Genomic DNA, 10,062 nt, shown 5'->3' on the forward strand with positions numbered 1-10,062 from the left:
CATGCGGGACACTCCGGAACGCCTGATCGGATGGAGAGCTTCACGGAAAAGAGGGACGGGCGGTCGAAACAGGAGAAATCCCCGGAATTTCCGGACACAAAAAAACGTTCCCGGCAACCGCAGGGAACGTCCGCATCAAAAAAAAAAATGGTGCGCTCACGGGGACTCGAACCCAGGACCCAGTGATTAAGAGTCACTTGCTCTACCAACTGAGCTATGAGCGCACAACATCGTATAATATGACACTTTTTCGGGGAAATGCAAGCCGGGTTGCGGCGGAATTGTGAAAAAAAAAATTGTGCAATGTTGTCATTCCGGCCGTGCGGGGATCTGGTAATTTCCATTTGCCGGGCTATATTAACGGCAAGACGTTTCGAAAGAGTTTATTTCTAGGGTGAAAAGATCGTATGAAAACATTTGACGGGCTGTTTCTGGAGCTGAAGGAAAAGGTGTCGTCTCACGATCCCGCGTCCGGGACGGTGAAGGAGTTCGACAAGGGCAAGCATTTCATCGGCAAGAAGATCGTCGAAGAGGCCGGCGAAGTGTGGATGGCCGCGGAATATGAGGGGCGGGAGAAGACCGCCGAGGAGATCTCCCAGCTGCTCTACCACCTTCAGGTCATGATGATCGCCAACGGTCTCGAACTCGAAGATGTTTACAAGTATCTCTAAGAGCCTACAACAGGAAAGTTTTTCATGAGTCTGCAACTGGCAATCCCCAACAAGGGGGCCCTTTCCGAAGATTCCGTCCGGCTTCTGCGCGAGGCCGGGTACCGCTGCACCCGTTCCGGCCGTGAGCTGATCGTCTCCGACCGGGAGAATGAGATCGATTTCGTCTTTCTGCGCCCGCGCGACATCGCGCTTTACGTCGGCAACGGCGTGCTCGACCTCGGGATCACCGGCCGCGACCTCGCGGCGGATTCCGGCGCGCAGGTGACCGAGCTGATGAACCTGGAGTTCGGGCGGTCGCGCTTCTGCTTTGCGGTGCCGAAGAATTCCGGTCTCACGGTCGAGACGCTCAACGGGTTGCGCATCGCCACCTCCTATCCGGAGTTGCTCCGGAAGAATCTCGCTCAGCGCGGTCTCTCCTGCCCGGTGGTCCGGCTGGATGGCGCGGTGGAGATTTCAATCCGCCTCGGGGTGGCCGACGCCATCGCCGACGTGGTGGAGTCCGGCGCGACGCTGCGCGAGGCGGGGCTGGAGGTGATCGGCGAGCCGATGCTCGTTTCGGAGGCGATTCTGATCGGCCGCTCCGCCGAACTCGCTGAACGGCCGGCGGTCCGGAAACTGATCGCCCGTCTCAAAGGAATTCTGGTTGCCGGAGCCTACGCGATGGTCGAATATGACATTCCGCGCCTTCAGCTGGAGGCGGCCTGCGCGATCACTCCCGGGCTGGAATCCCCGACCGTCTCGCCGCTCTCCAACCCGGACTGGGTCGCGGTCAAGGCGATGGTGGCCCGCAAGGAGTGCAACCGGATCATGGATGAGCTCTACCAGATCGGCGCCCGCGGCATCATTGTCACGGACATTCGCTCCTGCCGTCTGTAACAAGGGAGATGTGAGATGAAAAAAGCGATTCTGGAACGTGCCCGCGAGGTGTTCGACACCGAGATCGAGGGGCTGGTGGCTGTGCGCGACAATTTAGGCGCGAGTTTCGAGCAGCTGGTTCACCGCTGCATGGATGTGATCAACGCCGGCGGCAAACTGGTGTTCACCGGCGTCGGCAAGAGCGGTTACATCGGCAAGAAGATTGCGGCCACCCTTTCCAGCGTCGGCTCCCCCTCGGTGTTCATGCATCCGGTGGAGGCGCGGCACGGGGACCTCGGCATCATTCAGAAGCACGATCTTCTCATCGCGCTCTCCTACAGCGGCGAGACCGAGGAGCTGCTGGTCGTGCTGACGCCGGCGAAACGGCTGGGGGTCGAACTGGTCGCGATCACCGCTTCCGCCGGTTCCACGCTCGGGAAGATGAGCGATCTGGTCGTGGAGATGCCGGTGCCGCGGGAGGCGTGTCCCTTCAACCTTGCGCCGACGACCACCACGACCGCTCTCCTGGCGCTCGGCGATGCGCTGGCGATGGTTCTGCTCGACGAGCAGGGATTCACCAAGAGCGACTACGGGCGGCTGCACCCCGGTGGTGCGATTGGCCGCATGGTGACGATGCGCGCTTCGGATATCATGCGCGACAAGGAACATTCCGCGATCGTGGATCCCGGCACCAAGGTGCGGGAGGCCCTCTTCCGGATGAGCCACGCCCGCTGTGGTTCGGCGATTGTCGTTGACGACGGCAAACTGGCCGGAATCTTCACCGACGGCGATTTCCGGCGCTGGGCGGAGAAGGATATGTCGGTGCTCGAGCGCGAGATGCGCGAAGTGATGACGCCCGGACCGGTTTCGATCCGGCAGGATGCGCTGGCGGTCGAAGTGCTCAAGGTGCTGGAGAAGCGCCATATCGACGATATTGTGGTGGTCGACGACGCCGGCGGCGTCTGCGGCTTTATCGATGTACAGGATCTGCCCGGGCTGAAACTGATGTGACGGCGCGGCAGTTGCACAACCGCAAACAGGATGGATCGATGATAAAACGAATTCTGCTTCCTGCTCTGGCCCTCTGCATGGCCGTGACGGCGGCGGCCGACGACAACGAAGCCACCGCCGCCTACATGGCCGGCCGCACCGCCTACGAGGCGGGGGATTACCGCGATGCGGCGGGCAAATTCGAGGATGCCGAACTTCTGGGGGACTCCACCGCGGTCAAGGCGAATTCGGTGCTGGCCCAGATCTCCGCGTGGCGGATGTGCGGATTGCTCTACCGGGAGTTCGAGGCGATCGAGAAACTGCTCACCTCCTATCCGGAATACGCCGATTTCGTCGCACTCGTTCAGCGGGAGTATGCGATCGGCGAAGCCTACTATCAGGGGCGGCGCGATCCGTCGTTCTGGTCGTTGCGCTGGATCCCCTGGCTGGTGGATGACGACAAGAGCATCGAGGTGTTCGAAAAGGCGCTTTCGCGGGCGCCGTTTGCGGAAAACGCTCCCGGCGCGCGGCTCCGGCTCGCCTATCTCTTCGATCAGAAGGGGGAGTTGCAGAAGTCGCTGGAGCAGCTCCGGCTGATTATCCGGGATTTCCCGGATTCCCCGGAGTGCAAATACGCCTACCTTGCGCTTGGAACCGGTCTCTACCAGCTTTCACAGCGCGGCGACGGCGACGGCCGCTACAATCAGGAGGCCATGGATGCGTTCAAGACCTTTCAGGAGAAATATCCCGACGCGAGCGAGAACGACTGGGTCAAGCGCCATCTGATGCTGGGGCGCGACATTCAGGCGGCCCGGCTCTTGTCGATGGCGAAATATTACGCCGAGAACGGCCGGAAAGCGGCGGCGGAGCGTTATCTGGCGCAGGTGTTGCAGGAGTATCCGGACACGCTTTCGGCGGACGCCTCCGAAGCGCTGCTGGTCAAGCTGGACCGCACCTTTGTGCCGGAGGAGTTCCGGCCGGATCCGGCTTCGCGGTTGCCGCGGATTGTCGCCTATCCGCTGCCGCAGGAGGCGGAGAAACTGCTGATTGCGCCGGGGGAGGGGAGCGGGAAGTTCCTGCTGCCGGTTTTCGATCTTTCCGGTCAGCTCAAGTCCAATATGAATGAAGCGTCGAAGGAGGATGCCCGATGAGCCGGCTGCCGCGTACACTTTTTCTCTTGCTGTTTCTCCTGCTGGGCGGCTGCGGCTACCAGGTTGGTTCCCTGATGCACCCGCAGGTGAAGACGGTCGCCGTCGCTCCGGTGGTCAATGAAACTGTCGCCTACAATGTCGCGGCGGAGATGCGCGGACTGCTCTGCGAGTGTTTCATGACGGATGGTTCGCTCAAGCTGGTGGATGAGAAGGAGGCGGACTGCATCGTCTATGCCCGGGTGGTCAGCATCAGGTTCTCTGAGGTGAACTGGTCGACGGTCAACGACGATCTTTTCGTGCCGAACGAGTGGCGTGTGCAACTGAAGGTGGAGTTTTCGGTGATTATTCCCGGCAGTGCCAAGCCGCTCATTTCCACCCGCTCGGTGACCGGTTCGGCGGAGTTCCAGACCGGGCCGGATATGTACATCGGCCGTCGTAACGGCATCCGGCAGGCGGCGTACGACGCGGCGAAGCAGCTGGTTACCGCGGTGACTGAGGGGTGGTGATCCCGTTCGCGGCGGCGGAGGTGGCGGCATGCTGATCGGCGTGGTGAAAAAAGGACAGTCGCTGTTCATTCTGTCCTTTCTGACGTTCATTCTGGCGGGGATGCTGATCCTCAAACTGCCGTGGTGCTACCGTGCGGGGGAACTCTCCTGGAGCGACGCGCTGTTCATGGCGACCTCGTCGGTCTGCGTCAACGGGCTGAGCGTGCTGCCGATTGAGAACTTCACGCTGTTCGGCCAGTCGATGATCCTGCTGATGGTGGAGATCGGCGGAATCGGCATCATGACGCTGAGCGCGTCGATCCTGCTGATGCTCGGCGGCGGACTCTCCTTCAGCGACACGCTGATGATCTCCAGTTTGAGCGACAACTTTTCGCTGCGGGGAACCGAAGGGCTGACCCGGACCGTCGTTACTTACACGCTGGTCAGCGAGGCGTGCGGATTCCTGCTGATGCTGCCGGGGTTTCTGGAGAAATACTCCTGGGGGCAGTCGCTCTGGTATTCGCTGTTTCACTCCATCACCGGATTCTGCAACGCGGGGCTGAGTCCGTTTGTGGACAGTCTGGCCGGGCAGTCGCGCCTGGTGCAGTTTGCGGTGGGGGCGCTGGTGATTCTCGGCGGCCTGGGGGTGTATGTGATTTACGATCTTCTGCAGGTGATGCGGCGGCGCGGAACCCATCTGCGGGTTCACTCCAAGGTGGTTCTGCTGACCAATTTGATTCTGATTGCGGCGGGCGCGGTGCTGATCTGGTTTTTCGGGGTGATCAACGACCGGGTGATCGGCTGGTTTGACGCGCTGTTCCTGTCGGTTTCGTCGCGGACCGCCGGATTCAGTACATTCGACATCACGACGCTTCCGGCGTCGACGACGACGCTGATCATCATCTTCATGCTGATCGGCGCCTCGCCCGGCTCGACCGGCGGCGGCATGAAGACCAGTACGGTGGCGGTGGCGGCGGCGGCCATTCTCAACACCTTCAAGGGGAATCCGGAGGTGCTGATGTTTCACCGGCGGATACCGTCGGCGCAGGTTTTGCGTGCCTTCACCATCATCGTGATGTTCACGCTTCTTGCCTGCGTGGCGGCGATGGCGATTCAGATGATTACGCCGGGAACCGTGATGATGGAGGCGTTTTTTGAGGCGGCGTCGGCGCTGGGAACCACTGGGCTGACGATCGGCGGCACGGCCAAGCTGACGGTGGAAGGGAAGCTCCTGCTTTCGTTTCTGATGTTCATCGGCCGGATCGGGCCGTTTACGATTATGCTGTTTTTGCTGGGGCGCGAGAAGACGGTGCGCTTGAAATATCCCGATGAACGGGTTATTATTGGTTAAACGGGGAATTCAGGTAGGGTATGGCCAAAAATCAGTATGCAGTGTTCGGGCTCGGCTCTTTCGGGGCCAAACTGGCGGTGGAACTGGGCAAGGCGGGCAACACCGTCGTTATCGTCGACATTGACCGCCAGCGGGTGGACGATCTGCGCGAGAAGGTGACCGAGGCGATCATCGCCGACGTCAGCAACGAAGAGGTGGTGCGGGAGCTGAACGTCGCCAAGTTCGACGCGGTGATTCTCGGCATGAGCTCCCATTTTGAAGATCAGGTTCTGGCGCTGACACTGCTCAAGCAGGAGGGGGCGCGCAAGGTGCTGGCCAAGGCGAACACCGCCATTCAGGAGCGGATTCTCTACCGGCTCGGGGCTGACGAGGTGATCCAGCCGGAACAGGATGTGGCCGAACGGATTTCCCGGCGGCTTTCGATGGCGAACATCACCGATCTCTTCGAATTCAAGGGGTCGGCGTTTGCGGAGGTTTCGGTGCCGGCGCGGATGGCGGGCAAATCGCTCCGCCAGCTGGATTTGCGCAACCGCTGCAACGTGACGGTGCTGTTGATGCACAAGCCCGGCTGCCCGACCGAAACGATTCTCAGCCCGGATACTCTGCTGGAGAAAGGCGATCAGCTGACCGTCTTCGGCAGCCGGGAGTCGATATTGAAACTTTTCAAGGAGAACTAATCATGGCGAACTGCATCTTCTGCAAAATCATCGCCGGAGAGATTCCGGCGGTCAAGATCTACGAGGACGATCTGGTGCTGGCGTTTCTCGACATCGGCCCGATCAATTTCGGCCATACGCTGGTCATTCCGAAAGAGCACCACGAGTCGAGCGCGACGATTCCGGAGGCGACGGCCGGCCGGATGTTCCACATCGGCGCCCGGATCGGCGTGGCGTTGCGCCGCGAATTCGACTGGGATGCGTTCAATCTGCATCTGGCGGACGGCGCCGCCGCGGGGCAGGTGGTCATGCACGCCCATCTGCACGTGGTGCCGCGCGGCGTCGAAGATGGATTCCACTGGAACTGGCGCCAGAAGCAGTACGGTGACGGTGAGGCGGCCGCTCTGGCGGAGCGGCTGACGAAGCGGCTCGCCACGGCGCTGGAACGGGAGCCGGAAGCGTGAGGCGGCCGCTCCCGGCACTGCTGCTGCTTGTGATGTGGCTGTCGGCGGCGGCACTGCCGCTGGCGGCCGCGGACCGGCTCGACCGGATCGCGGCCGCTCTCGACCGGATTGAACAGCGTTTCTGGCGGGCGGCGGGGATGTCGCCGGATGAGGCGTATTATCAGGAGACCGCCGAACTGCTCAACGAGCTTGAGCTGAACGGGCGCGATGTACAGCGGGTGCTGACCCGCGCCCGGCTCGATCAGATGCCGAACATGTCGGTCCCGGCGGCGGAACTGCGGAATCTCTTTCAGTCGGTGAGCCGGCGGCTCGCCTCCTCCTATCACTTCCGGCTCAAGGGTACCGGCATGGCCGATTACGAGAAGACGTTCCGGCGCAGTCGAAATCGCCGGAGCGGGAAAAGCCGTCGGGATGAGCCGCCGCCGACGCTCGCCACGGTGGAGCCGGAGGCGTATTCCCGGTGGCTCGCCGAGGTGTGCGACGACAACCTGAGCCGTTTCAGCCGGCGGAAGGGGGAGCGCAACGCCGGGCAGGATGACACGCTCCGGGAGACGCTGGCCGCGTATTGCAGTTCCATCCGCACCTTGCGGAATGCGCTGGTGACACTGCGCCAGCAGGGACAGGGATTGAAATTCTGAACCGGTGCGGCCGGTTCAGAGAATTCCGAGATGCTCCAGCAGGATTTTGAGCCCGATAAGGACGATGGCGCAGCCGCCGATGACCATCATGACCCGCTCGCCGGCCAGGGAGCCGAGGCGGACGCCGATCAACACGCCGATGGCGGAGGCCGCCGCCGTGACCACCCCCATGGCGAGGGCGGGAATCCAGATGCCGGAACCGGCGAACGCCAGCCCCGCTCCTACCGCCAGCGCATCCAGACTGGTGGCGATTGCCGGCAGAAAGAGGGCGCGCGGAGCGAAGAAATCCGGCGGGCAGCAGGGCTCCGCGCCATCCTTTTCCGCCTTCTCCTCCTCTTTCCGGAGCCCTTCGAAAATCATTTTTCCGCCGACGAATCCGAGCAGCGCGAAAGCGAGCCAGTGGTCCATGGTGCGGACCACGTTCTGCAGCAGTGCGGCCGCGGCGAGTCCGAGGAGCGGCATGAGGATCTGAAAGCCGCCGAAAAAGAGGGCGGCCCAGGCGGCGTTGCGGATCTTTCTGCCGGTGCGGTCGCAGAGGGCGCCGCTCACCGAGACGGCGAACGCATCGATGGAGACGCCTACCGCAATCAGAAGAACCGCAACGAACGACATGGTGTTACTTCATCAGCATCGCCATGATCGCCTTCTGGACGTGGAGACGGTTTTCCGCCTCGTCGAAGACGATCGAACGGGGAGAATCCATCACGTCCTCCGAGACCTCTTCCCCGCGGTGGGCGGGGAGGCAGTGGAGGAATTTCGCATCCGGACTGGCCACCTTGAAGAGCTCCGCATTGACCTGATAGGGGCGGAAGATCTTCATGCGGCGCGCCTGTTCGGCTTCGAAGCCCATGCTCACCCAGACGTCGGTGTAGAAGTAGTCCACCTTTTCAGCGGCCTTCATAGGGTCAACTTCCCAGCGGATGTTCGGGCAGCCGGCCATCAGCGCTTCGCTCGGACGCTCCTCTTCCGGCGCGGCGATCACCAGCTCCATGCCGGTCAGCCGGGCCGCCAGCATGAGGGAGTTGGCGATGTTGCTGCGGCCGTCGCCGTAGAAGGCCATCCGGATCGAACCATCCACCCGCCCGGAGTATTCCCGGATGGTCAGGAGGTCGGCGATGATCTGGCAGGGGTGGTAGTCGTCGGTCAGCGCGTTGATGACCGGAATCGTCGCTTCGCGGGCCAGCTCCTCGACGTCGGCGTGCGAGAAGGTGCGGATGACGATGCCGTGCAGGTAGCGGCTGAGCACCTTGGCGGTGTCGGCCACGGTTTCGCCGCGCCCGACCTGCATCTTGGACTGATCCAGATAGAGCGGCCGCCCGCCGAGCTCACCGACGCCCACTTCAAAGGAGACGCGGGTGCGGGTGGAGGACTTTGCGAAGATCAGCCCGATGCTCTTGCCTGTCAGCGGGGTGAAACTCACCTTGCCGCGTTCGGCCTTCAGCTTCGAAGCGAGAGCGAATATTTCATTGAGTTCCGGGAGGGTGATGTCCCTCAGCGTCAACAGATCTTTCTTCATGGGATTACTTCTCCTCTTTGATCAGCCGGTCGAGTTCTTCCAGTCCGGCTGCGATTCTTTCCAAACCGAGGTCGGCCTCTTCGCGGGTGATGACCAAGGGCGGCAGGAGCCGGAGAACGGTCTCCCCAGCGGTCAGCACCACGAGGTTCCGCTTGAGCAGGAGTCCGGCCAGCGTCGCCGCTTCGCGGTCGAGCACCACGCCGATCATCAGCCCCATGCCGCGCACCTCCTTGACGAAGGAGTACTTTTTGCCGAGTTCCGCGAGTTTGGTGCGCAGGTAGTTGCCCTGTTCGACGCAGTTTTCGAGGACGCCGTCCTGATCGAACGCCTCCTGAACCGCCAGCGCGGCGGCGCAGACCAGCGGCGTGCCGCCGAAGGTGCTCGCGTGGGTGCCGACGGTCAGGGTGTCCGCATATTTGCGCTGGACGATGAAACCGCCCATCGGCAGGCCGTTGGCGATCGCCTTGGCCATCGAGAAGGCGTCGGGTTCGACGCCGAAGCTCTGCCAGGCGAACCGGGTGCCGATCCGGCCCATGCCGCACTGCACCTCATCGAAGAGCAGCAGCAAATTCTTCTCGTCGCAGAGCGCCCGGACCTGCCGCAGATAGTCGCGGTCGGCCGGCAGAATGCCGCCTTCGCCCTGCACCGGTTCGAGCAGAATGGCGCAGGTTTTGTCGGTGATCGCGGCTTTGAGCGCGTCGATGTCGTTGAAGTCCACCTGCTTGAATCCGGGCACCTCCGGCTCGAATCCCTTGCGGTACTTGGCGCGGCCGGTGGCGGCCAGCGTCGCGAGCGTCCGCCCGTGGAAGGAGTTGTTCATCGAGATGATCTCGTTGCGGCCGGTCGCATTGCCGATCTTGCGGGCGAATTTGATCATGCCCTCGTTGGCCTCCGCACCGGAGTTCGCGAAGAAGACCACGCCGTCGAAGCAGTTGGTAATCAGCTTTTCGGCGAGGCGCGGCATCACCTCGTTCATGTAGAGGTTGGAGACGTGCACCAGCGTCGCGGCCTGCTTCTGAATGGCGGCGGTCACCCGCGGATTGCAGTGGCCGAGGTTGCAGACGGAAATCCCGGCGGCGAAATCGAGATATTCGCGCCCGTCGGCATCCCACAGGCGCGCGCCCTGGCCTCGGACAAACAGAATCTTCGGGGCATAGGTGGGCATCACATACTTGCGGTACCGTTCGACGGTGGTTTCGTAAAGGTTTTCCATCTTTCAAGACTCCTGAATAGTGAAACTTTCCCTTTTTTTGAAGTGGAAAATGATAATATAGAACCTTTTTTA

Annotated in this window: 12 protein-coding genes and 1 tRNA gene; 9 read left to right on the top strand and 4 right to left on the bottom strand. The window is 61.9% G+C overall.

What is annotated here, in order from left to right; genetic code table 11:
• Positions 1 to 148 precede the first annotated feature (148 nt).
• Positions 149 to 224: transfer RNA gene (locus ACMLHG_RS15485), tRNA-Lys, on the bottom strand.
• A gap of 183 nt (positions 225 to 407) precedes the next feature.
• Here ACMLHG_RS15485 and ACMLHG_RS15490 point away from each other — a divergent pair.
• From ACMLHG_RS15490 to ACMLHG_RS15530, 9 genes are read left to right on the top strand one after another with little or no spacing between them, the layout of a single operon-like run.
• On the top strand, positions 408 to 671 hold the full coding sequence (locus ACMLHG_RS15490) for a phosphoribosyl-ATP diphosphatase (protein WP_294433753.1): 264 nt from the start codon (positions 408 to 410) through the stop codon (positions 669 to 671).
• A gap of 24 nt (positions 672 to 695) precedes the next feature.
• Positions 696 to 1,547: an ATP phosphoribosyltransferase gene (gene hisG, locus ACMLHG_RS15495; RefSeq protein WP_295807642.1), complete on the top strand. Its 852-nt coding sequence runs from the start codon at positions 696 to 698 to the stop codon at positions 1,545 to 1,547.
• Between the two features lie 15 nt (positions 1,548 to 1,562).
• A complete protein-coding gene (locus ACMLHG_RS15500) occupies positions 1,563 to 2,537 on the top strand; it encodes a KpsF/GutQ family sugar-phosphate isomerase (RefSeq protein WP_295807644.1) in 975 nt (324 codons plus the stop codon).
• Between the two features lie 38 nt (positions 2,538 to 2,575).
• Positions 2,576 to 3,667, top strand: a complete 1,092-nt coding sequence (locus ACMLHG_RS15505; protein ID WP_417171078.1) for an outer membrane protein assembly factor BamD — start codon at positions 2,576 to 2,578, stop codon at positions 3,665 to 3,667.
• Positions 3,664 to 4,173, top strand: coding sequence for an LPS assembly lipoprotein LptE (lptE, locus tag ACMLHG_RS15510; RefSeq protein ID WP_295807647.1), 510 nt, complete (start codon positions 3,664 to 3,666; stop codon positions 4,171 to 4,173). The genes ACMLHG_RS15505 and lptE overlap by 4 nt, the downstream gene beginning before the upstream one ends.
• A gap of 28 nt (positions 4,174 to 4,201) precedes the next feature.
• Complete coding sequence (locus ACMLHG_RS15515) at positions 4,202 to 5,503, top strand: TrkH family potassium uptake protein (RefSeq protein ID WP_294433763.1); 1,302 nt, start codon at positions 4,202 to 4,204, stop codon at positions 5,501 to 5,503.
• A 20-nt stretch (positions 5,504 to 5,523) separates the two neighbouring features.
• On the top strand, positions 5,524 to 6,180 hold the full coding sequence (locus ACMLHG_RS15520; RefSeq protein WP_417171079.1) for a potassium channel family protein: 657 nt from the start codon (positions 5,524 to 5,526) through the stop codon (positions 6,178 to 6,180).
• A gap of 2 nt (positions 6,181 to 6,182) precedes the next feature.
• On the top strand, positions 6,183 to 6,623 hold the full coding sequence (locus ACMLHG_RS15525; RefSeq protein WP_417171080.1) for an HIT family protein: 441 nt from the start codon (positions 6,183 to 6,185) through the stop codon (positions 6,621 to 6,623).
• Entirely contained in the window at positions 6,620 to 7,261 is a 642-nt protein-coding gene (locus tag ACMLHG_RS15530; RefSeq protein ID WP_417171081.1) for a hypothetical protein, read from the top strand. The genes ACMLHG_RS15525 and ACMLHG_RS15530 overlap by 4 nt, the downstream gene beginning before the upstream one ends.
• A gap of 15 nt (positions 7,262 to 7,276) precedes the next feature.
• Here ACMLHG_RS15530 and ACMLHG_RS15535 read toward each other — a convergent pair whose 3' ends face one another.
• The 3 genes from ACMLHG_RS15535 to ACMLHG_RS15545 are packed head-to-tail and all read right to left on the bottom strand — an operon-like array spanning position 7,277 to position 9,990.
• On the bottom strand, positions 7,277 to 7,873 hold the full coding sequence (locus ACMLHG_RS15535) for a manganese efflux pump MntP family protein (protein WP_417171082.1): 597 nt from the start codon (positions 7,871 to 7,873) through the stop codon (positions 7,277 to 7,279).
• 4 nt (positions 7,874 to 7,877) lie between these two features.
• Positions 7,878 to 8,777: an ornithine carbamoyltransferase gene (argF, locus tag ACMLHG_RS15540; protein WP_294433775.1), complete on the bottom strand. Its 900-nt coding sequence runs from the start codon at positions 8,775 to 8,777 to the stop codon at positions 7,878 to 7,880.
• 4 nt (positions 8,778 to 8,781) lie between these two features.
• Positions 8,782 to 9,990: an aspartate aminotransferase family protein gene (locus ACMLHG_RS15545; protein ID WP_417171083.1), complete on the bottom strand. Its 1,209-nt coding sequence runs from the start codon at positions 9,988 to 9,990 to the stop codon at positions 8,782 to 8,784.
• Between the last annotated feature and the right edge of the window lie 72 nt (positions 9,991 to 10,062).

The sequence above is a fragment of the Victivallis sp. genome, from assembly GCF_048170485.1.
Classification (GTDB): domain Bacteria; phylum Verrucomicrobiota; class Lentisphaeria; order Victivallales; family Victivallaceae; genus Victivallis.

Excerpts from the sequence above, each read along its gene's own strand:
- argF (WP_294433775.1), bottom strand. The coding sequence starts at position 8,777 with ATGAAGAAAGATCTGTTGACGCTGAGGGACATCACCCTCCCGGAACTC.
- hisG (WP_295807642.1), top strand. The coding sequence starts at position 696 with ATGAGTCTGCAACTGGCAATCCCCAACAAGGGGGCCCTTTCCGAAGAT.
- ACMLHG_RS15520 (WP_417171079.1), top strand. The coding sequence starts at position 5,524 with ATGGCCAAAAATCAGTATGCAGTGTTCGGGCTCGGCTCTTTCGGGGCC.
- ACMLHG_RS15545 (WP_417171083.1), bottom strand. The coding sequence starts at position 9,990 with ATGGAAAACCTTTACGAAACCACCGTCGAACGGTACCGCAAGTATGTG.
- ACMLHG_RS15535 (WP_417171082.1), bottom strand. The coding sequence starts at position 7,873 with ATGTCGTTCGTTGCGGTTCTTCTGATTGCGGTAGGCGTCTCCATCGAT.
- ACMLHG_RS15515 (WP_294433763.1), top strand. The coding sequence starts at position 4,202 with ATGCTGATCGGCGTGGTGAAAAAAGGACAGTCGCTGTTCATTCTGTCC.
- ACMLHG_RS15490 (WP_294433753.1), top strand. The coding sequence starts at position 408 with ATGAAAACATTTGACGGGCTGTTTCTGGAGCTGAAGGAAAAGGTGTCG.
- ACMLHG_RS15525 (WP_417171080.1), top strand. The coding sequence starts at position 6,183 with ATGGCGAACTGCATCTTCTGCAAAATCATCGCCGGAGAGATTCCGGCG.
- lptE (WP_295807647.1), top strand. The coding sequence starts at position 3,664 with ATGAGCCGGCTGCCGCGTACACTTTTTCTCTTGCTGTTTCTCCTGCTG.
- ACMLHG_RS15500 (WP_295807644.1), top strand. The coding sequence starts at position 1,563 with ATGAAAAAAGCGATTCTGGAACGTGCCCGCGAGGTGTTCGACACCGAG.
- ACMLHG_RS15505 (WP_417171078.1), top strand. The coding sequence starts at position 2,576 with ATGATAAAACGAATTCTGCTTCCTGCTCTGGCCCTCTGCATGGCCGTG.